At 40.7% G+C, this 23,091-nt stretch carries 16 protein-coding genes; 7 read left to right on the forward strand and 9 right to left on the reverse strand.

Translation table 11 applies throughout. The features are described from left to right. Window positions 1–55: 55 nt before the first annotated feature. The 3 genes from H6G77_RS29955 to H6G77_RS29965 all read right to left on the reverse strand — a co-directional run bounded on the left by H6G77_RS29955 (window position 56) and on the right by H6G77_RS29965 (window position 1,633). Window positions 56–985: a hypothetical protein gene (locus H6G77_RS29955; protein ID WP_190873503.1), complete on the reverse strand. Its 930-nt coding sequence runs from the start codon at window positions 983–985 to the stop codon at window positions 56–58. Window positions 986–1,092: 107 nt separating this feature from the next. Continuing rightward, entirely contained in the window at window positions 1,093–1,410 is a 318-nt protein-coding gene (locus H6G77_RS29960) for a hypothetical protein (protein WP_190873504.1), read from the reverse strand. Window positions 1,411–1,465: 55 nt separating this feature from the next. Then, the gene (locus tag H6G77_RS29965) at window positions 1,466–1,633 is read right to left on the reverse strand and encodes a hypothetical protein (RefSeq protein WP_190692777.1); all 168 of its coding nucleotides are present in this window, start codon (window positions 1,631–1,633) and stop codon (window positions 1,466–1,468) included. A 36-nt stretch (window positions 1,634–1,669) separates the two neighbouring features. Between H6G77_RS29965 and H6G77_RS29970 the strand changes: the two genes are divergently transcribed. The 6 genes from H6G77_RS29970 to H6G77_RS29995 all read left to right on the forward strand — a co-directional run bounded on the left by H6G77_RS29970 (window position 1,670) and on the right by H6G77_RS29995 (window position 12,367). Further along, window positions 1,670–3,355: a hypothetical protein gene (locus H6G77_RS29970; protein WP_190873505.1), complete on the forward strand. Its 1,686-nt coding sequence runs from the start codon at window positions 1,670–1,672 to the stop codon at window positions 3,353–3,355. A 109-nt stretch (window positions 3,356–3,464) separates the two neighbouring features. Next, on the forward strand, window positions 3,465–4,781 hold the full coding sequence (locus tag H6G77_RS29975; protein ID WP_190873506.1) for a hypothetical protein: 1,317 nt from the start codon (window positions 3,465–3,467) through the stop codon (window positions 4,779–4,781). Between the two features lie 215 nt (window positions 4,782–4,996). Next, window positions 4,997–7,039 (forward strand): N-6 DNA methylase, encoded by a 2,043-nt coding sequence (locus tag H6G77_RS29980; protein WP_190873507.1) that lies wholly within the window; start codon window positions 4,997–4,999, stop codon window positions 7,037–7,039. Beyond that, window positions 7,036–9,810, forward strand: a complete 2,775-nt coding sequence (locus H6G77_RS29985; RefSeq protein WP_190873508.1) for a type I restriction endonuclease subunit R — start codon at window positions 7,036–7,038, stop codon at window positions 9,808–9,810. Before H6G77_RS29980 ends, H6G77_RS29985 begins: the two co-directional genes overlap by 4 nt. A gap of 14 nt (window positions 9,811–9,824) precedes the next feature. Then, window positions 9,825–11,618, forward strand: a complete 1,794-nt coding sequence (locus H6G77_RS29990; RefSeq protein ID WP_190873509.1) for an ATP-dependent endonuclease — start codon at window positions 9,825–9,827, stop codon at window positions 11,616–11,618. 41 nt (window positions 11,619–11,659) lie between these two features. After that, window positions 11,660–12,367: a M48 family metallopeptidase gene (locus H6G77_RS29995; RefSeq protein WP_190873510.1), complete on the forward strand. Its 708-nt coding sequence runs from the start codon at window positions 11,660–11,662 to the stop codon at window positions 12,365–12,367. A 60-nt stretch (window positions 12,368–12,427) separates the two neighbouring features. On the opposite strand, the gene H6G77_RS30000 is transcribed toward H6G77_RS29995, so the two are convergent. From H6G77_RS30000 to H6G77_RS30015, 3 genes are all read right to left on the reverse strand, one after another. Continuing rightward, window positions 12,428–12,904, reverse strand: a complete 477-nt coding sequence (locus tag H6G77_RS30000; protein WP_190873511.1) for a hypothetical protein — start codon at window positions 12,902–12,904, stop codon at window positions 12,428–12,430. Between the two features lie 320 nt (window positions 12,905–13,224). Next, entirely contained in the window at window positions 13,225–16,386 is a 3,162-nt protein-coding gene (locus H6G77_RS35980; protein WP_242049349.1) for a peptidoglycan-binding protein, read from the reverse strand. Further along, window positions 16,386–18,557 (reverse strand): AAA-like domain-containing protein, encoded by a 2,172-nt coding sequence (locus H6G77_RS30015; RefSeq protein ID WP_199331696.1) that lies wholly within the window; start codon window positions 18,555–18,557, stop codon window positions 16,386–16,388. The genes H6G77_RS35980 and H6G77_RS30015 overlap by 1 nt, the downstream gene beginning before the upstream one ends. Before the next feature lie 138 nt (window positions 18,558–18,695). Between H6G77_RS30015 and H6G77_RS30020 the strand changes: the two genes are divergently transcribed. After that, window positions 18,696–18,953, forward strand: coding sequence for a hypothetical protein (locus H6G77_RS30020; RefSeq protein ID WP_190873519.1), 258 nt, complete (start codon window positions 18,696–18,698; stop codon window positions 18,951–18,953). 326 nt (window positions 18,954–19,279) lie between these two features. On the opposite strand, the gene H6G77_RS30025 is transcribed toward H6G77_RS30020, so the two are convergent. Genes H6G77_RS30025 through H6G77_RS30035 form a run of 3 tightly spaced genes read right to left on the reverse strand, consistent with a single transcriptional unit; the run spans window position 19,280 to window position 22,950 of the window. Next, window positions 19,280–19,930 carry a COP23 domain-containing protein gene (locus tag H6G77_RS30025; RefSeq protein ID WP_190873513.1) on the reverse strand — a complete coding sequence of 217 codons (651 nt, stop codon included), beginning with the start codon at window positions 19,928–19,930 and terminating at the stop codon, window positions 19,280–19,282. A 4-nt stretch (window positions 19,931–19,934) separates the two neighbouring features. Further along, window positions 19,935–21,581, reverse strand: coding sequence for an AAA-like domain-containing protein (locus H6G77_RS30030; protein ID WP_190873514.1), 1,647 nt, complete (start codon window positions 21,579–21,581; stop codon window positions 19,935–19,937). A 7-nt stretch (window positions 21,582–21,588) separates the two neighbouring features. Next, window positions 21,589–22,950 (reverse strand): AAA-like domain-containing protein, encoded by a 1,362-nt coding sequence (locus tag H6G77_RS30035; protein WP_242049350.1) that lies wholly within the window; start codon window positions 22,948–22,950, stop codon window positions 21,589–21,591. Between the last annotated feature and the right edge of the window lie 141 nt (window positions 22,951–23,091).

Here is a 23,091-nt window from a genome sequence, read left to right on the forward strand (position 1 = left end):
GGGAAGGGAATAAAGAACTATACTTTAACCTTTCCCCTTTAACCCTTTCCCTGATTTAAGCAGCGACCAACTCTAGCACTGGCTCATACTCCAGCAGCCGTTCCCATTGCATACTCGTCAGTTGGTCAAAAGGCAGGTCTAACAACTGGTCGTAATCCAGAGCTTCAGCAGAGGGTACAGTATCGACCATTGACAGCCAGTAGACAGTATCAATCGCAGAGTCACAAGGTACTTTTTCGGAGGATTCATTGGCTCGAATAAACCACCAAGCGCCTTTAGTTTCTCCGGCTTCGCCAAGTTTCTTGTCGCCTCTGTAGATTCCATCATCTAGCAACTCAAGACCAAAGTTTTCACAAGCCTGGGCAATCTGCACCATGATTTCGTTTCCGGTGGTGCAGGGTTCTTCAAACGGTTTCTGTAGTGGCAATAACCCCGCTTGATACTGCTGCTTGACGTAACTGTGACATCTTGCAGGAGTAGAATCTGTAAAGATTTCAGCGTTGTTGATCATGACTTGCCAAAAAGAATTTTGTTGGTCGTCATGGCTGTAACTCACGCTGGCCACGAGTTCACCATCTGCCAAAACTTCTTGGTCGTAGAATGAAATTTCTGAGATAAATGGTACTTCTGGGATATCTGCGCTTGGTTGAGGGTTGAGAGTTCCATCTTTGTGATGCCATTCGATGAAGCGGAAGCATTGGGCTTGGGTGGTGTGACGAAATTTTTCAACGCCATTCACCATGACTACCCAGGGTTGTGTTACGAACTCGTCATAATCATAAGTGATGTATGCAACTAGCCACTTTCCGGCGTAAATCTCGAAGTGGTGGGAGTTAATCTCGACTGTGGTGAGGGGTTCGGGAGCTACAGCTTGCGCTTGCTGGCTCATGTACTGCGCGAGTTCGGCTTGGGCTAAGGATTGCGCGTCTATTGTATTGCAGTGGAAGCTTTTGGGTGCTTGCTGTGAATATGCGAAGTAGTTCATAATAGAGTTCACCTTATTAGGGATAAAAGGCGATCGCTTAGTTTTCTCAGGACGCGCGGTCGTCTTTTGTTTTCTTAACTCTATTGTCTACTGATACCAGACAGATGTCAAGAGGTAATAGACACAATTGTTACTGCTGTACTAAAAAATTCTTCAATACTGCTGTTTAAAGCTTTGAGAAGAACGGAGATTTTAGGAAAAGAAACCGTAGAAGCTGAATTATCATACCTTTCGGGGTCTTCGAGCATGTGAATGTACTGGTGAGAAATACGCTCTCCAAGCTCTGCGGTTTTTTCAGAAATTGATCGGACAGAATTATTGCCGCGTAATACTTTCAGGCGTTCACCTAGCTCTTTATCCCAGTAAATAGAAGCAACGTATTTTGTATCCAACATAATGATTATTTGTCTACCAGCACTTGCCATAATCTAACAGATTTTATATTCTATAGGTACTAGACAACAAAAGCGACCGCCTCCACTAATCTTTATCGAAGCGATCGCCCTTATTGTTTACATTGCCAGGCGCGTCAAAGATTTTTAAATCATGATGCGTAATTTTATGATGCCACACAACTGCTAGTAACAGTAGACAAACAATCTTGGTAAATAAGAGTGCTGGCAAGCGTTTTGACGATTTTGTTAACAAAATTCTCGATGCTTAATTCTTTAGTGGGCAAGGTTTATGCTGACACTGGAAGAAGAAAAAATATCCGCCACCTCTTACGGCATTCTCAATACCAGCATCAAAGAAACGTTTACGTCCATTGACCGCTTCGAGTGGCAAGCTGTAGAAGAAATCTTGCAGATGCGTGATAATCAGCTTTACCGTGAAGCTGGCTACAAAACTTTTGAGGAATACTGCCAAGCTGAATTATCAGCCTGGGGTGGATACCGAAGAATTAACCAATTGCTGGGAGCCAAGAAAGTCAGGGACACAGCCGATGAATTGGGCGAACACATCAAGAATGAGCGTCAAGCCCGTTCACTGCTGCGATTGATCAAGGAACCGGAGAAATTAAAGGCTGCTGTTGCGATCGCACTCCAAGACAACCCTTCACCCAGCGAATCAGACTTTGCGGCAGCTGCTAACAGGGTGGTTCCTCGCCTACCACGCCAAAAAATTCAGGAACCAATGGTTCCTAAAATTGAAGAACCAGAAATTCAGGAACCATTGGTTCCTAAAACCAACACAGTCAAAGTCACCTCACCAACTCACCTCCGCTACGGTGAAGAAGGAACCATCCAAGCAGACGCACCAAACAACTGGCAACAGATTGTGACTTTTGCGGATGGTGATAGAGAACTGGTGAACAATGCTGATTTGAGTAATGATGCTATTGAGTCATATACCCCTGAGCGAACTTACCCCAAAGAGTACGCCGAAGCGATCGCTGCACTCAAACATCAGCACCAGCAGGAACTTGAACGGTTAGAACAGGATTTGAGGATTGGCTTGCAGACAGAAGCCAATGCCCAAGCCCAGCAGCAAGTTCAAGAACAATTGACAGCTTTGCAAAACCTGTTTCAGCAGCAGAGAGAAGAAAATATACAGTTACAGCATCGGCTGTTTGAGTTGGAAGGCTTGAGGCTGTTGGAGCTTGAGAACCAGAGACTACAAAAACGTATTCAGGAATTGGAACGTGCTGTAGAAGAACGGCCTGCCCAAGAGTGGGACAATACTCTGACCAAACAAGCAACTAAGGCACTCAACAAACAAGTCAAGCAAGCCCTGGAGAAAACTATTGATCTGCGATCGCTTGCCGAAGAACCACCCAAAGAAAACGCTCAAGAATGCTTACGGCTCATGGGTATAGCTTTGGGTAATTTAGCCTCTGCTATGAACAATACCCAAGCCCTGCAAGCAGCTGCAATTATCCTTGGTAGTGAACCAACCCCAAGTGTGATCGCATATCGGGCAGAACAGTTGCAACTACTACCCCAAGCAGTAAGTGATATTCGGGCTGTGCTTGCCAAGCCTGGGTGTAGTTGGTGGGACTATTTAGAAGTGGCACAGGAATACGAAGTTATCAAAGCTGACTACTGGGCAGAGTTAACCCTACAAGAAACAGAACTAATTACCGCTTTGGAGAAAGCTGAATCTTCGCAAATTACGGAACCAATGGTTCCTGAAGAAGCCCTTAACAAGTCTGGTTCTTCTGATAGCGAAGTAATTGCCCTTGGTTCTATCGTCGCCCATGCCGATATTTATTGCGCTTTGTACAACGCCAAGGGTGAAGTTATCGAAGACATGGGAGACGAAGTTTGGGTGGCTTGGGAGCATTGGAAAGAAAAACCGAAGAAGACTGACCGCTACTTCAAGGATGAACTGCGGTTCTGGCAAGAAACAACCAATCAATTCAAAATTTAAAATTCAAAATTCAAAATTAACTTTGCATTTTTAATTTTGCATTTTGAATTCACAAAGCGGCATTGCAACTATGTCGCCCATCTTTTCATGCCAAATTTTAGGAGAAAATATGACTACAGCATTAAAGGCAATCAAAGGTGGCCAAAACAAAGGCGATCGCAAACAAGGCACAGAGGAAAAGCCAGTTCGACCCCATTGCAAAATCTCGATTGAGGACATTAACTGGATAAGACAGCAACCGCCGTGTGTGCAGCAGTTGTGGTTGGACTCAGTTGCAGCAGAACAATTTGGCGGGTCTGCTCACAAGCTGGATACCAATCTCACCTATAAGTCATTGCAAAAGGCAGGTGCAGCGTTAACTGCCCAAGGTTTATTTCAATATGAGGAAGTGTTTGGCCGATTGCCATCTGGTAGACCTGGGCTGATTGGCTACCGTGTTCGTAATCTTCACGGTTATTACAATCGCTTTTACTGGGAATCGTCCACATCAGGCGAAACCAATTCTTTTGACGAGAAAGCTGTCCAAACCGGGAAGAAAATTAACCACGCCGAAGCGAATCAAAACCATGCCAGCGTGGAACAAATTCAGCCTGATTTGGATCATTTCCAAAAGAATGGTCAAAAAAGTGAGGATTTACAAGGGTTCCAGAAACCTAACAACGTTTCTAACTACTCTTTAACTACCTACCAACCACCCACTAAGGTGGTTGGTAAGGTAGTTAGTTCTTCCACGCCAAACAAAAATTTGCGTGTTGATGAGACGGCTGACGCGCCTTTTAGGGGCGCGTCGCCTCAGACCCTTGAAAGCGTGGAAGAAGAGAAAGAAGAGTTACCTGCGGTAACGGACTGCACGACGCTGACGCTTGTAGAAACTGCGCCGAGTCAATCCGCTTCGTTGTTAGTTGAGAAGCAAGAATTAGGTGATGAGCCAGGAACCAGTCATGAAGACACTTTTTCCGCCGCGCCCGTTGCTGTAAATTTAGAAAACCTCAGTCAGCCCCAAGTCCAAGCTCAACTGAGCCTGTCTGCTTCGTTGTTGGTTGAGAAGCAAGAATTGGGTGATGAGTCGGGAACCAATCATGAAGACACAATTATCGCCGCCCCTGCCGTTCCAGAAAACAGCCACTCCGTCCTGTCCTCCCAGGAACCAAAACCTCATTCTGAAGGTGTTTGTGCTGTTAAATCTGACTCCGATCCTGAAAAGTGGTCGTATGAGGCTGTTGTGGAGCGATCAAGAGTGCGGCCTTGGCGGATGGAAAAGCTCAAGATAGCGGAACAATGGCGCGAAAATCCTGGAGATGATTTTCTGATGGAGTGCTGGGCTGATGACCCTGCGTTGAGGATTGTGATCAAGAAACTGGTGGCGAAGTGTCCGCAGTGGGGGTTGGTTGCAGTGGAAGGGGTGCTGGTAAAGTGGGATGAGTAGCGAGTGCTATCGATTAGTGGCATATTGCAGCAATCGTTCCCACTCCCAACGCCATACAGCATCTACCGTGATTTCTTTGCCGTTGGTGAATTTAGATAAAGGCTAGTGCTTTGGTCATATATAAATCACTACTTTTGCAGTATAAATAGTTATTGCCCATAAATCTTGTGTACGTGTCTGTGGTTTCGAGTAAGTCTTTAAAATTGAACCAAAAAGTGCTGAAGGTCAAAGACGATGTATCTGCTGACCTACCCTTAACTTATGTTGGCAAAATGACCCAGCAGCAGCTAGAGAAACATCTTTGGGATGCAGCTGACATTTTGAGGGGAAAAATTGACTCCGCAGATTTCAAACACTACATTTTTGGATTGCTATTCTTCAAACGTTTATGCGATGTTTGGGAAGAAGAATATGAGGAACGGCTGAAACTTTATCAAGATGCACAATTAGCATCTGACCCAGAAGAACACCGCTTTCATATTCCACCTGGAGCATTTTGGAATGACATAAGAAAGCATTCTACAAATATTGGTGAACATCTTAACGCTGCTTTCCGGGCAATTGAAGATGCAAATACTCGTCTGCGGGGAGTATTTCAGGATGTGGACTTTAACAATAAAGAACGCTTTCCCGATGCGACATTAGAGTTATTGTTGCAGCACTTTAGTAAACATCGTCTGCGGAATTGTGATGTTGAGGCGGATATTCTAGGGGATGCTTACGAATATCTAATTTCTAAATTTGCGGATGATGCGGGAAAGAAGGGAGGCGAATTTTACACTCCCAAAATGGTAACTCGCTTAATTGTTAGCTGCTTACAACCAGATGAGGGGATGACCATTTATGACCCTACCTGTGGTTCTGGAGGTATGTTACTGGAAGCGGTGAATTATCTCAAGCGTCAGGGTAAAAATCCCAAGTCGTTGCAGTTGTATGCTCAGGAAATGAACCTCAACACTTGGGCAATTTGTGAGATGAATTTGTTTCTCCATGATATTGATGATGCGTTTATTCTGCGGGGTGATACCTTGCGGCAACCGAAACATTTAGTGGCGGAGGGAAGTAAGGTATTACGAACATTTGACCGAGTGCTGGCAAATCCGCCATTTTCGCTGAAGAATTGGGGAGATGAAGCTTGGAAAAATGGGGATCAGTTTAGTCGGGATACTTATGGTTGTCCGCCTAAATCCTATGGGGATTTGGCTTTTGTGCAACACATGATTGCTAGTTTGAACCAAACGGGTAAATTGGGTGTCATTTTACCACACGGGATTCTGTTTCGCGGGGGTACGGAGGCGAAAATCCGCCAGGGAATTTTGCAAGATGATTTGATTGAGGCGGTGATTGGGTTAGCACCAAATTTATTTTATGGCACAGGTATTCCGGCTTGTGTGTTGATTATTAACAAGCAGAAAGAAGCCAAGCGACGGGGTAAGGTGCTGTTTGTCAATGGTGCTGAGGAGATGGTGGAAGGGAAAAACCAAAATACTCTCTCTGAGGCGAATGTGGGACGGTTGGCTAAGGCGTTTTTAGCGTTTGCGGATGAAGAGATCGCATCCACTCAAGCAGTCATCGATCAAACCCGCAAAGTCAAGCAAGGACTACTCCAGCAACTCTTCACTCGCAATAAATATAATAAAGTCGAAGATACATATAATATTACAAAATATTCCCTTCATTTTTTAGATGAAGTAGCACAGAGGGTAACTGGACATACACCAAATAGAAAGAAACCTGAATATTGGGATGGTGAGATTAAATGGGTATCACTTCAAGATTCAGCCGCACTTGACCGAGTTTATATTTATAAAACCGCAGCAGAAATTAGTGAAGAGGGTATCCGAAACTCTTCTGCGGTTAAACATCCAAAGGGAACAGTTGTTTTATCTCGTGATGCTGGAGTTGGTAAGAGTGCAATTATGACAGATGAAATGGCAGTAAGCCAGCATTTTATAGGATGGATATGCGGTTCAGAATTAAATAATCATTACCTTTATTATTGGCTACAGCACATGAAGCCAGTATTTGAAAGAATAGCTATTGGTAACACTATTAAAACTATTGGGATGCCGTTCTTTAAAAGTCTTAAAATTCCAGTTCCTCCAATGGAAATTCAAGTGCAAATTGCGAATACACTTCTTTCTCAAGATCAACAAATTTTTTCAGCAGAAGAAGAGCTTGAGCAGTTAAGTATAATAAAACGGGGTTTAATACAAGACCTCCTCAGAGGTCTTGTTCGTGTGGGAGTTACACCATGAACAAAGGCCCTGAATACACCCTCACGGAAAAACCCTGCATAGATGCCTTATTAAAATTCAGTTACACTTGGCTACCACCGCAACAAAACCAAACCGCCAGAGACAGCCTTAACCAAGTCATCCTCCGCGACATCTTCATTACTGCCATCCAAAACATCAACAAAATCCCCGAAGAAGTCGCCCGCGCTACCTACCAGGATATGCTGGCTGTCACAGATAATGAACAATGGACAAACCTGCTGCGGGGAAACTATAGCCGTAACGTTCCGGGTGAAGCAACGAAAAAAACGATCCGCCTCATAGACTTCCTCCATCCCGAAAACAACACCTTCACCGTTACCAATCAGTTTACAGTTCAATCACAGCAAACCCGTAAACCTGATATTGTCATCTTCATCAACGGTATTCCTCTGGTGGTTATTGAAGCCAAAAAACCTTTTACCGCCAAAGACAAAACCGGAGAAGCATTTGAGCAAATTAAACAATACGAACGCGATATTCCCCGCCTGTTCTACTCCAACGCTTTCAACATCATCACCAATGGGGTAAATGTTCTCTACGGTGCAACAGGCGCATCCTCAGCTTATTGGGGAACCTGGAACGAAGAAGAGAAAACAGCAACAATCACCTTTAGAAACGAATTAGAGAAACAACTTTGGTATTTACTAGAACCTTCTCGCCTACTCGACATCCTGGCACACTTCATTATCTTCGAGAAAAGAGAACAGAAAGTCATCAAAAAAGTCTGTCGCTATCAGCAATTTCGCGCCGTCAACAAAATTGTAGACCGAGTAATTGCACCTCTCAAACCCGACCCCAAAAACCCAAAGCGCAAATATCGCAAAGGACTGATTTGGCATACTCAAGGTTCAGGTAAAAGCCTGACAATGGTGTTTGCTACCCTCAAACTCAAAAACCACTTAACTCTCAACTCCCCTGTTCTGGAAAATCCTAACATTTTAGTTCTTACGGATCGCATCGATTTAGATGAGCAAATAGACAAAACCTTTAAAGCTTGCGGACTACCTAACCCTACTCACATTACCTCCGGTGAGGAACTCCAAACAGCCATCCACAGCAACCCTATCGGTTTAACTTTACTCTCCACTATTTTTAAATTTGACCAGTCAGCCATAGCAGCCAACAGCAATAACTGGATTATTTTGGTAGACGAATGCCACCGTACCCAAGAAAAAGATTTAGGGGCATTTTTAGAAAAAACTCTACCTCATGCCTGTTTTATCGGCTTTACTGGTACACCTATTAAAAAAACTGACAAAGACACTTATCAAAACTTCAGTCTTCCCGGTGAAACTTATCTCGACCGTTACAGCATAGACGATGCTGTTGCTGATGGTGCGACTGTTCCTATTCGTTACACCAGTCGTAAAGCAGAATGGCAAGTAGACGAGAAAAAGCTAAATATCCTATTTGACCGTTGGTTTGAAAATGAACCAAAAGAAGTTGTTAACAAAATCAAAGCGCGGGGAGTAAAGGTTGAGGATTTAGTCAAACACCGCCAGCGTATCGAACTACTAGCTTATGACATTTGGGCGCATTTCTCCTCTCATGCTGCCCCAGAAGGCTTTAAAGCTCAAATTGTTGCTATCGATAGGGAAGCCATAATTCTCTACAAACGCGCATTAGATAAAATCATCACCAAAAGTTTAACTAAACAAGGTTTTGACCCAGACACAGCAAAAACCTGGGCAGAAGCGATGAGTGTTCCTGTTTATTCCAGTAATCAAGAAGACGCGAAACCCAGCGAAGATAAATATATTAATGCACTGCGTCTAGACCTTAGAAAATATGCCCTGGATAAGAATGGTGAAGTAGCAGCAATTAATAAATTTCTGGGTGAGAATGCCGAGTACGAAGCCAAAGTTCAGAGTGGTGAAGTACCGCCAGTGCATTTCCTCATTGTCTGTAATAAGCTGCTGACTGGGTTTGATGCACCCCGCGAAAGCGTCATGTATTTAGATAACCCCTTAAAAGAACATAACTTACTTCAGGCGATCGCACGTACCAACCGCGTCTATGGCTCTCACAAAGAATTTGGGCTAATTGTTGACTATATCGGCGTTACCAAAAACATCACCGAAGCTTTAGCGACATATCGTAAATCCGATGTAGAAAACGCCATGAAAAACCTTGATGTGGAACGCAATCAGCTAAAAGCCGCCCACTGCGAGGTTATGAAAGTTATTAAACCCATCCCCCGCAATACAGCAGACATTCGCCAGGAATATGACTCCTTGATTGACCAATTGGGGAGTGAGAATAAATGGTACGAATTTGAGCGTTTAGCTAGAACCTTTGTGAAAGCTTATGATGCCCTCAGTCCTGACCCGTTGATTCTCGATTACAGAAATGATTTGAAATGGGTAGCAGGATTTTTACCTTTAGGAAAACTGACCTTTGAGAAGCAAGAATCTACCTTGACTCGTGATGTCAGTGCCAAAATCCGGGAAATGCTCAACGAACACCTAGATATTACAGGCATCACCACACTTTGTAAGTTACATGACATCACCGATCCAGATTTCTGGAAGGATTTTTCAGGCGATCACACTCATAAGGATCTGAAACAAGCAGCAGTACGCAAAGGTGCAGAACTTCGCAAAATCATGCGACAGAAAGTTGATGATAACCCCTTATACTACGGCACATTTTCCGAGAAAGTTATAGAAGTTTTGCGTCAGTTTGAGCAAGGACAACTAGGTAAGGTTGATGAGTACGCTCTCAAAAATTATATAAAAGTTAATTTCTAAATTTTTAAAATATTATGTTAATCAAGCAAATTAAAATTCAAAACTTTAGATCGATAGTTAATTCTTCCTTCTCTGCGAATAACTTAAATATAATTGTTGGCAATAATGATGCTGGGAAATCTAACTTCTTGAAAGCACTTAATTTATTTTTTAATAACCAAACTGAACCTGGTATAAATTTTAATTTTAAGACCGACTATAGTTTGTCTGCTCCAAAACGTAGAAAAAAGGCAGAAGAAATCTCTATTGAAATAATATTTAATACTCCTAAAAGTTTTACTAACAATAAAGATATTACATGGCGTAAAACTTGGCGTAAAAATTATCAAACCCCATATTCAAACGTTAAACAATACGGTAATGATGATGAGTTAGAGGGAAGATCAAAAATCCCTAATTGGTTAGAAAATATTCGATTTAGATATATACCAGCAATTAAAAGCAGCGATTATTTTACAAGCTTGCTGCGAGATTTACATGATGTTTTAGCTGTAACAGTTGAAGAAGACTTGAGGCAAGGAGCGAATAAATTTATAAGTTTGATAAATAATTATACTGAAAATATTACTACTGACATTCGTAAGAAGATTGGAATAGAAAGCTCCATCAAATTTCCTTCTAGTTTAAGTAGTTTGTTTGAAATACTTGATTTTCAAACAAGAATTGGCGAATATAATGTTTCCTTAACTCATCGTGGTGATGGAATCAAGATTAGACATATACCTGTCATATTAAAATTTTTACATGAGCAGGAAAATATTAATCGTAAACAAGGTAGCCTTAGATTAAATACAATTTGGGGTTATGAAGAACCAGAAAATAACTTAGAGCTATCTAGAGCCTTTGACCAATCTCAAGAGTTTTTGAGTTATTCTAATAATATACAAATTTTTTTAACAACTCACTCACCAGCTTTTTACTCAATCTGTAAACCTGAAAATAGCCAGGTCAACATTTATTCTGTTAGCGTTAGAGATGGTTGCTCTGAAATAAGCAGCATTCAACCAGATCTTTATAATCAATTTCCGGATTTAGATAAAAAGATGGGATTGCTGAATATTGTTACTCCTCATATTGAAAGAGCAGTATTTGATTACCAAAAGAGAATAGAAGAACTAAACATAAAAATAGAGGGATTGTCAGAAGACAAACCCACGTTATTTGTGGAAGGTTTAACTGATAAAATAATTTTAGAAAAAGCTATTAAAGTATTTAAGCCAGAATTAGAGCATATATTAGCAGTTAAAAGTGAGTGTAATGCTGGAGTTAATTGGGTAACAGATTCATTAATTGCTTGGGGATGTTCTAGAGCAATTAAATCAATAGCTATAGGTTTGTTTGATAAAGATGAAGCAGGTAAAAAAGCTAAAAGTGATGTAGATACCTTTTTTGGTAAAAGGACAAATAATACAGTCAGAACTCTTACTTTAGAATCTCCGCCACATTTGATTTCAATCTTTCAGAAAAATTTGAAAATACCAATATCTCTTGAAGAAATTTTTCCTTTCACTATTTGGGAATATGCTAAAAGACAAAATTGGCTTGAAGAAAGAACAGATATAATTAACTTTAATCAATTCAAAAACAATAATATAAGTTTTAAAGAGCATTGTATCCATAGTGGTCTTAATGAAAAAGAATTATTATATGTGTTGAACAAAGTTAAATCATTTCATAAACAAGAGTTATCACAATATATTATTTCCTTAAATGGAGACGATTTAATACAAAGTTTGTCTGGTTTTGAAAAAATTATTACAAAAATAAGTAGTTATTTACAAGTTAATACATCAAATAATATTGAATAATAAAATCAAAACTTATAAAAGGTAACTGTAAAAAACTGACGATGCCTGTCCTACAAATCGGCCAAACCAGTATCCCCTACACCGTGCGCTACAGTAGCCGTACCAAAAGCCAGCGCATCGTTGTTACCCCTAATGCTGTAGAAGTTGTTGCGCCACCCGATACTCCCTTTGAACAGATTACCGCTTTTCTTGATAGCAAGCGACGTTGGTTATTTAATGCTGTAGAAGATTGTCGCCCAAAACATCCACCAGAAACACCTCCACGTTACGTGAGTGGGGCAAAAGTAATGTATCGTGGCCGCCGCTTAATGTTACAAGTAGAGTCAGCCGATGTAAAGCAAGTTATTGTTACTTGCAAAGGTCGCTTTTATATCCAAGTACCATACAACCTGACTAAACATGAACAACAGAATGCGATTGAGCAAGCTTTGATTAACTGGAAACGCGATCGCGTTTGGCAGGATGTACAGCATTTAGTCAAGATATATGCCCGTAAGCTAGGAGTCGAGATACCAGCAGTCAAACTATCTCAAGAGAAGCGAACTTGGGGAACTTGTGGCAAAGATGGCGTGATTCGCATTAATTGGCAGCTAGTTGACGCACCGTTGTCAGTTTTGGAATATGTGGTAGCCCATGAGACTGTTCACTTGCTGCACCGCAATCATGGTGATCGTTTTTGGGAAGCCCTTTCATGTATCATGCCGGATTGGAGGACGCGGAAGGTTCAACTGGAATCTTGGGAAGGGTAGTTTTAAGTGAGGGAATAGGTGAGTAAGATAGGTGCGATCGCGTCCTTTGTCACAAAGTCATTATCGATTAGTCGCATACCTCAGCACTCGCTCCCACTCCCAACGCCACGCAGTCTCTACCGTAATTTCTTTGCCGTTGGTGAACTTGATAAATTCTGTGCCTTCATCATAAAAAACGTCAGCGACGAGACGATTGCGGACATCATACCCCCACGTTTTGGCGGCAGCATTCCACCATCTCTGTCCAGGTGATTCTAGTATGGGTAACTCAAGGTACTCATCTTTCCAAGCCATTGGCTTCCATTGCTCTTGTAAAGCCCGAATTAATATTTGGCTGGGGAATACTTCTTTGTTATTTTCACGTAGCCACAGTATGTAACTAATCGTACTTTGAAGCGCATTTTCTAAATCATAAGTGCAAGCTTCTAGAGTCATTTGCACGTCTTCGAGTGAAAAGTTAACGCCGAGGCTGACTAACGCACGTTCGTATTGCTTAAATATCTCGTATTCAACTGAGTCTTTTTCCCAGAACCACACAGTTAATACTTCTCCTATGCAGTTATTTTCGCTTTCTTATAGTTTAATACTGGTAGAAATACTCTGCTTGTACTCCGCAGTTTTGGTTCAATGCAGAAATTCAGCGCACGGTCAGGCGGTGTTGGGATAATGTGCCAGGGGTGATCGCCTATCTCAAAGAAGCGATACGGACTTGGAAAGGTATCAAGTCGCCGGAAGCGGTGTTTGTTGCTGCTTACAAGGAAGGACGAAAGCCGGAATCATGTAAATTGACCTCGTTTGTAAATTATAAGGATCAAGCTGCTTCCAGCTGACTCTGCAAGACCAATAAGGCTCAAAAATTAGAATTTTCCACTTCTAATTTCACTTAAACTAACACCATAAAATTCTTGGGCTTGTCTAATTGCGTTTCTGGTATCCTCTGCTAATACACCGTTGAGCTGGCCATTATAAAAGCCTTTTTCTTGTAACCGTCGTTGAATCTCTAACACACTAAAGTCGCTTTTAGCTGCATTGTTCACTTTACTGTATAACCTAGCTCTGGTGGTAGGGCCAGCAATTCCACTTGCAGCTAAGTAATTATCAGCTTGGAAGCGGCGTACAGCCTCGGAAGTGTAAGAACCAAAGTAACCGTTTGGTTCTCCCTCTAAATATCCCGCTTTAATTAATTGTTCTTGCAGCATTCTGACGGCTTCACCGCGATCGCCCACACGAAGATTATCTTTATAAGCTGCACGTCTTGGTGGAGTATCTTTATCTTCACCATAACCTACACTTCCCCCTGGCAGCTTGCTGAGAGTTGTGGGGCCAACAATCCCATCAACGTTTAGTTTATAGGCTTCTTGGAACCGCTTTACCGATTCTTCGGTAATTGGGCCAAAAATACCTGTTGCATTGCCATAATAATAACCTGCTACCCGCAAGCTTTCTTGTAGAACCCTGACTTTTTCTCCTTCATCACCTTTCATCAAGTATTGGGAATTGCTGCGCTTGGTAGCTGGACTAGTAATTTTGGCTGGTATACTAGCAGCCGCAACTCTACTTGATTGCGCTTGTGTACGGACAACGGTTGGTTTTATTACTTGGCTAGTGGCAGATGATTTACGCCAGTTGTCTAATTTTTGCAGTGTAGTTACCCCTACCATGCCATCAACTGGTAAACCCGCTGCTTGTTGGAACCGTCTGACAGCTGCTTCGGTGGGAAAATCATAAACTTGGGTAATGGGAGCTTGATAAAATCCGGCTTGTTGCAACTTTTGTTGCAGACTTCTCACAGAAGGGCCTTGGTCGCCTCTTTCTAGAAAACTGGGATTGTTTGTTGATCTTTCAGCTTCTACCCCTACTGAAATAGGAATAATTTCTGCACTAATCTTTTGTAATTCTAATTTTTTAACAAGCTCTTTTGCGCTGGTTTCATTGTCGAATAGCTTAACACAAATCAAAAAACTTTTATAATTATATGAACATCTAAATGCTCCAGGTTCTATCTTTTCAATTTTTTTTAACACGGCAGAATTATCATTTTTGACCCCAACTAAGTACTGCCTAACAGGATTAATATTCAATGGGGAATCCATGTTAAATTGTTGTTGATCTGTGAGTAATAAACTTGATATTTTTAAAGGTGATTCTGCTTTAGTATATTTTTTTGGGCTGTAACTGACTTTATTTCCTTGCGGATAATTAGTACTAAAAATTTCTAAAAATTTTCTTACTTTACTCAGTTCAAATTCTAATTTTTGTCTTTGTTTTTCCAAAAATACCAATTTATTTCTGACATTGTTTAGTTGTTTTGTAGTCTCCTCTTGTAAGCTTTTTGCTTTTCTCTCTTTGTCTTTAGCTTTTTCAATTTGTTTGTTATTTTCTTGCTTTGTTCGATTAAATAGTTCTTGAGCTATTTGCAGTTGAACATATATATTCTCTTTTTCATTTTCTAATTTGTCACGCTGATTTTGAACAGCATCTAACTTCGATTTTGCATTTTTAAGCTCTTGTTGTGATTTTTCTAAAGCAATGTTTATACTTGATTTTATTAATCCTATACTGACTGGAATTCCAATAAACAGCAACAAAGATAATCCTGTAAATCCTAAATGAATAGTATGCTTTATTTTTTCTTGTGTTTCGATTAATCGTTTATTAACCTTTTTTTCTTCTTTTAGAGCTAATTCTACTTTTCTTTGTGCATCGGTCAGTATTTCCTTTGCTTGCCTTTCAGCTTCTAAAGCTAATTTAAAGCTTTGTTTATCCATCTCTTGACTAGCATTTAAAAACTGATAGTCTTGATCACTTAAGCTTTTATTTGATGCCCAATTTTGGGCATCTTGCAATTCTCTACCATGTAATAAATATGATGTATCTGTACAATTAGAATTAAACCAGGCTACTATGGCTTCTCCATAGGGACGTAATTGCGTTAAAGCTTTACGAACCCAATTTTGATCAAAGACAGTTTCATAAATATGATTATAAAGTTTCAATTTTCCCTGCCGCTTAATTACTAACCCGGACAGGCGTAAATCCATTTGTTCGGAAGTATCATCAGATGCCACTTCTCCTCGAAGTAATATTTGTTGATAAAGCCCTAGTAATCTACCTGTATGTCTTTCATCTCGAAAAATCCGATCACGTATTGTTCGCAAGTGTTCAGGTTCATCTTGGGATTCCCAATTTTCGATAATCTGTGATTGCACTAATTCTTCAACTTGCTTAGGCTCTGTACCCACAGGGATGAGTTGACAAAGCTTTTGAGTAAGAAATGGTTGCCCACCTGTCCAAGCTAAAATTTTGCCTAGCACTGCTTGAGGATTGTTAACTTTTTCTATTAACCCTTGAGCTAATGATTCAGCTTCAGACAGTTGAAAACCAGTGAGTTCAATTGCTCTACCAATATTAAAAGGTGTACGGTTTTTATCTTGAATTAAATCTGAGGGCGTAGCAACTCCCAGAAGTGTAAAACTAAGACGCTTATACTGAGGCTTGTCAGCACGCTGATTATAACAGTCTCGTATAAGTGCAAAAAAGTCGTCAGTGGAGAAATTCAGGCTCAGGACGCTATCGATTTCATCTATGAAGATGACAATAGGTTGAGAAACTTTAAATAGTAAAACTTCTTCTATGAATTCGCTCAGTCGCTGTACTGGAGAAAGATGGTCACGGTCTCGCCACCAACTTCGTAAATTCAATTTATCTGAAAGCTCAAAACTACTGAGCAAAATACGAACTATACCTGCATACCATTGATCAGGTGTAATGTTCTGGCTACCAATCTTTGTTAAATCAATCACAGCACAGGCAATCGCTTCTTGTTGTAGCCGTTGCATTGTCTGTACTCGCAAGCTAGACTTGCCCATTTGCCGAGAATTCAAAACATAGCAGAACTCGCCAGCCTTCAACGCTTCATATAAGTCTGTATCTGCTTGACGTACTACATAACTGGGAGCATTTACTGGTAAACTCCCTCCAACTTGATATTCGTAAGTTAGGTTTAGTTCTGTTTTCATCAGTTTACTCTCAGGCGATCACGGAAATATTGACGGTACAAATTACAACGAGGAGTAACATCATTTCCTTGTTGTTGTAGCAAGCCTATACTGAGCAATTTGAAGCATTCTATCGAATTTAAGCGCACAGGGCTAGTACTGACTACTACTTCCTTAATTGCAGCAGCTAATTCCGGTCGCTGTTCTAAATTCCACAAATGCCGCCGTAAATGATCGCTATAAGGGCCTGCTTCTGTAGGTGCTGTTTGTAATAATAAATCGAGTGTAATGTCCTTTCTTGCAATGTGATAAAGAGCAATCCGAACAAGATAGGGATGTCCGCCTATCATTGCCATTAGTTGCTCAACTTGGGTAAAACTCCAATTAAGTCCGTGTCTTTGGGCTAAATCCAGTACTTGTTGGGCATTAAATTCTAGTAATTCAATTGGTAAACCTACGTTGAAAGGGGATTGGTTAATATTTAAAGGAATATAAACTTCGGTGGAATGTACTACTACTAAATGTAGTTTCTTCCAAATTTCACGGTTTTTTCCATCTTCATGCCAAGCGCGTAATAGCCCAAAAAAGTCAGCAGCAATTTCAGGATATTGAAATACACAATCAACTTCATCTAATCCCAAAACTAGCGGTTGGTTAATCTCTGCCAAGAGATAATCTTCAAAATATACAGTGCAATTATCTTTACTACCAAAAATCTCGTCCCAATAATCTTTTAACTTATTTGCTACTTTTAACCTCCGCCCTACACTTGCACAAAACCATTGGAGAAATTTATCTAAATCAGCAAAAACCTTTCCATCTGCTAATTGGAAACTCAAAGGAATAGTTAAATAATCTTGTTGTGAAGCTTGATAAAGAATCCTAGCCATAAGCGAGGTCTTCCCCATTTGCCGAGGAGCTTTAATACGAATTAGAGAACCTGGTTTTAAGATTGCCTCCTTGCAACGAGATTCAATCGGAGGACGTTCAATGTAAAACTCTGAAGCCAAATCTACCTGTCCTTCAGGTAATTCTGGTTCTGCTACTGGCATAGGTATATATGAACACGAAAGGCTGATTTTTTCCTCTACATCAGTACTGAAGACTTCACCTTCCGTAATACCTGCTAGTAAACTCAAGACTTCCTGCAAGATTCTAGAAGTATCAGCAGGCGAGTTCCACTCTCTTTGCTGAATTTGATTTAAATAACCTCTTAAATCATAATTTAGTGGTTCGCTCCAAGGAAAGTGAACACGAATGGGCAGAATTACTGGTCTATGTTCTGACCGTAAATCTCGCAAATGTTTTGCCCGTCTCACTTCTTCTATGACCATCTCACTGCTGGCTGATTGTGGAGACAACAGCAGTAAGAAGTAATCACATAATTCTAATTCTCTATCAATGCGTTGAGGCCAGTTTTGTCCTAAACGAATACTTTCTCCTGCCATAAATGCTTGATGACCAGCAGCTTTAATAGCTTCATAGAAATGTTGGGCAAGGCTTAAATCCGGCTCTTGGCTGCGATAGCTGATGAAAACTCGCTGACTAACTATTGGTGTTGTTGAGATAGGAGACGAAGCTTTTTGAGAAGGTTGAGCATTAGCAGAGATAGACTCAACCTGAGCAATTTTCAAGAAACTGGGTATATGCTGTTCTAATATTCCTGCCGTTCTAATTGCATTACACCCAAGATTATAGGCAAACTCATAGGATTTTTTTGCCCCTAACCCATCATAAAACCCGACAGCAAACTCAATCGCTGCCCGATCTCCAATCGCTTTCTTCATCCCGATAACGCAAGGAATATGTTGCGCGATCGCTTCTGCCTGTACCTGGGAATAGCAAGCATTGAGAACTACACACTCCACTTGCCCAGAAAACAGTTGAAATAGTCCAGCTAACGCTTCTGCATCTACTAATTTCGCCGCTCCTGTTTCATCTTCAAATACTAAACCTTCTTCTCCCGCTCCATGTCCTGAAAAATGAATAATCTGCGGTTCGTGTTCCAATATTGCCCTGCGGATATCTCGGTAGCGTACTGCTTGGGCTGTGGCTATGGAATACCGTTCTCGGTTTTTTGACCTTTTCAAACCCTCCTCAATCTCCCGCATCTCTTCACCCAGACGCAAACTTCTACTGCCGATGGGGTTGGCAGCTAACAGTAGAATTTTCTTTGTTGCTTCAGTATTCATCAATTTCGTCTGGGATTACTCAAAGCACGGGTTATTTGGAAGATGTATTCTGAGTATCCGCTCTTACGGGGTTTAACGCAATATTTCTATTGTGAAAGATAAACAAACGGGAGCGATTACGGCTGTGGGGAATTTCTGTTGGGGGTGATCGCCTATCTCAAAGAAGCACTGCGAACCTGGAAGGGGGTCAAGTCACCGGAAGCCGTGTTTGTGGCAGCTTGTAAAGAAGGCAGGAAGCCGGAATCAGCGCAGGTTCAATCTAATATGAAGGAGTGGTTTGAGTGGGCGAGGAAAAACAGGATTGTGTTGGCGATGTCCGGTGAGGTCGTGTATATGCCGGATGGTGAAGCGGTGGCGTTGGACGAGATGATGCGGCGGTTTCCGGTGGGGGAGTGATACCACAAGGAAACTGGTGATCGCAGCAAGGTCAAAGATGTGAACAGGGCGGATGCAGAAACTCAAGATTGCAGAGAAATTTGGCAAAGTTTTTACCATTTGATATCAGCTTGAATTTTATTCAAACCAAATTTCATTAATGGGGATTTGTAGCTGCGGATGAGGTACTGGTGAAGTGGGATGAGTAGCGAGTCCGCTATTAGCTAACATCACGCTCAACGTCATAGAAGGCATACACTAATCAGTTCGTTACGTGGATGATATGGTCATTATCCTTAAGTCCCAAGATCAGGGCGATGTCCATTTATGTAAGCTTATTAACTTTCTTATTCAAGCAGAGGAGAGCTTGAGAAATTTGTTTTATTTAGTTGAAGAAAATTTCTAAGTACTGTTCCACCATCCTCGTTAGGCTTTAACGTAAAAACTAATTCTTGACAATCACGTTCAAATTTATTAGCACTACAAATTACTTGTTGATGATTCATCTGCCCATGTGTTAGATAAGTTGGGTATTCTTTAGCAATCAACATATTTAACCTATTTGAAACTATTTCGCAACGTCTTTTTGGAGTGTAACCAGATGCTATAAAATAATTAGAATCCCAGGAAATAAACTTTCTCTTTGATTCTTCTAATTTCACAACCGTTGTCGGTATACCCTGGATATATTCACAAAAAAATAATATTCTTGATTGTTGTACATTGGAGAGAGATAAATTGGGGAATTCAGGAAAAAGGTTTTCACTACTAGATATAATCTTAGATGCTTCAATAATTTTAACGGCTCCTTGGTAAGACACTTTTGCCTCTTGATGTTTTTTCTGTTTAGTAAGTAAATTTCCTTGAACAATCAAAGCAAATGCTTTTCCACTAAGAAATTCACTATTTGAATTTTTAATCTCAATTTTACCTATATTGTTTTCCCATCTCGTTAAAAGCTTCATACCATATTTAATATTTTCTTCTGCACAATTCATCTTTTCAAGTTGTTGACATGCTTGAGATAGATATAGCAGCACTTAGCCTTGCTATTCGTAAATCATGATTTTTAATTTTGCCACTCAAATTTATTTGTTCATTAGCATCAGATCCTTCTGAGGATTTAGAATTTTCATTAAGTTCCATACTTAGTTCAGATAATTGTGAAGAATATTTAGTACTTTCTTGTATTTCTTGAATTTTTTTACCACTCCAAATTATAGAAATTCCTACACCAAGTAAGGTTAAGACTAAAATAATAGAACCAAAGCGAATCCGTCGTTGAGCTTTTAAATTTGCTTGAGCTAATAACTGATTCCTCTCTTCGGCTGCCTCTCTATCCTGTCTCTCTCTTTCTAAAGCAGCTTCTTGTTGCTTGGCAGCAATCTCTTGTTCAATTTCCTTTTCTTTACTAGCAGCTAAAAACTGTTTATCCTGATAACTTAAATTCTTATTTCTTGCCCATTCCTCTGCTCTTCGTAACGCATTGCCTGTCAGCAACCGCGATTTATCAGTTCCACCAGAAGCCACCCAAAAGCGGAAACTTTCTGAGTATGGACGTAGGTTATTTAATTGAGCTTCAATCCAATTTAAGTTAAATATTTCCCGGTAAATCTGGTTATAAATTCTTAGCTTGCCTTCTTGCCTAACAACCAATCCCGAAAGCTGTAACTCACTCTGTTCTAACGTTTCATCTGCTATGATTTGCGATCGCTCTTCAGAGAATCTAACTTGTTGGTACAGTTCTAGCAAATACCCAGCCCGTTGTTCATCCCGTAAAATCCTGGCTTGAATTGTTCGCAAATGCTCAGGTTCATCCTGCGATTCCCAGTTCTCAATGATGCGTGATCTAACAACTTGCTCTACTGAACGAGGGTTTTCTTGTACAGACTCCTCAACCATATACTGGCACAGCTTTTGAGTCAGAAACGGTTGTCCCCCAGTCCACAGCAAAATCTCTTGCATTACTGCTTGGGGATTACTAAATTTACTATACAAACCCTTTTCTAATGGTTCAACCTCATGCAATTGAAAACCCTTGAGAGAGATTGCTTGACCAATATTAAAGGGAGTGCGCTGTTTATCTCCAATTAAATTACTCGGTGATGCAACGCCCAACAAACAGAAAGTCAGACGGTTATATTCAGGGTTATCAACACGCTTGTTATAGCAGGCACGAATTAACGCAAAAAAGTCATCTGTGGGAAAGTTCAGGCTGAGTACACTATCAATTTCATCAATAAAAATAACAATATTCTCTTGAACTTCAACCAGCAATATTTCTTCCAAAAACTTACGAAATCGCGTTACCAATGTATTTAACTGATTTGCTTCCCACCAATCACCAAAGTCTACATCTAACCCAAAAGTATCAATGAGCGTGTCAATCAAATCTGCATACCATTGTTCGGGCGGGACATTCTGAATCCCACCAGCAGACAAGTCTACAGCTGCACACTGCACACCCTCTTCTCTCAATCGCTGCATGGTTCGCACACGCAAACTGGATTTACCACTCTGGCGCGAATTTAGGACATAACAAAACTTTCCTGCCTTCAGTCCTTCATATAATTGGGCATCAGCTTCTCTTGTGACGTAGGTACTGGCATTTTCAGGTAAACTTCCAGAAAATATGTACTGGTCAACCATGAATCACCTACCCCAAACGAGTTGAGAAATACTGACGATACAAATCATAACTAGGAATGCAATCATTACTGAAAAGTTTCACTAAGCCCAAGCTGTGCAGTTTAAATGCCACTTCAGTATCAAGCCTGACAGGTATTTCATTCATCACTACTCTTTTATACCCTGCTTCAAGCTGAGGATTATGTTGTAAATGCCACAATTGTTGTCGCAGGTGGTCACTGAAAATCCCTTGTTCTGTTGGTGCAAGTTTCAACAGTTCTTCTAACGTCGTCTGCTGACTTTTCAGGTGTGCGATCGCCTGTTGTACCAGAGAAGGATGTCCCCCAACTAAGTTTACTACCTCACTCAAGTCTTGTTCTGTCAATCCGTACTGCTTGGCGAGGTCTTGCACTTGCTGCAAATTAAATTCGGGTAATTCAATCGTTACCCCTACATTAAATGGTGAGTGATTCGTGTCTAAATCAGGATATTTTTCAGTGGAATGAACTATTACTAAACGCAATTTCTTCCAGATATTACCAGTCTTATCTCCTTGTTTAGCAGCTTCATGCCAACTACGCAATAGTAAACAGAATTGAGGGAAAACATCTGAACATTCAAACACACGCTCAAAATTATCAATAGCAAAAACTAAAGGGCTATTGTTAAGGGATAGCAAATATTTTTGAAAATAACGAGTACAGTTTTTATTTAAACTGTAAATATCTTGCCAGTGTTTATCTAGTTGGGGTTCTAGCTCCAGGCTGTCAGCAACATCAACGCACAGCCATTGTAAGAATGTTTTTAAATCAGTAAGGATATGGTTATCAGCAAGTTTTAAATCTAATTTTGCTGTTTGATAACCTTGTTCTCTAGCATAGTTTAGTACTTTCTCTAGCAGTAGTGTTTTCCCCATCTTTTGAGGGGCTTTAATTCTAATTAAAGCCCCAGGCTGCACAATTGCGTCATAGCAGTTTTGCTCCTTTGGAGGTCGTTCAACATATATGTCTGTGTTTGTTGTTGAGACAGAATTCTCAGTATAAGAAAGTTTGTCTTTTAAAACTGGTATTTGCCCTTGTGAAATGTCTTCCATTTGAATGGCAACTAAACCTTCTTCAAAAGCTCTTTGGAATACACCTTGAGTTTCTGAATTTTCGTAACCCAATCCATCATAAAATCCTTGAGCAAATACAATTGCAGCTTTGTCACCAATGGGCTGGTTCATGCCAATTGCATAATTAATATGTTGGCTAATTGCATGGGCTGGTTTAGCTGAGTAGCAGGCATTGAGTAAGACGCAGTTCACATAATCGGCGTGTAACTTAAATAGCGAAGCTAAACCTTCTGCTGAAACAGGTTTGTTGTTCCCGCCATCATCTTCTAGCAACAAACTGCCATCTTCTAAGCCATGTCCGCAGCTTAGTGGTGCAGAAAACTTTCCAGAGTCTCAAGTGGAGAAGACAGTGATACGGGAGAACTCAATTTGTTGCTCTATGTGCGTTCGTTTTTTGAGTGAAGCAGTAGCAGGTGG

Origin of the sequence: Aulosira sp. FACHB-615, assembly GCF_014698045.1 — a bacterium.
Lineage (GTDB): Bacteria > Cyanobacteriota > Cyanobacteriia > Cyanobacteriales > Nostocaceae > Nostoc_B.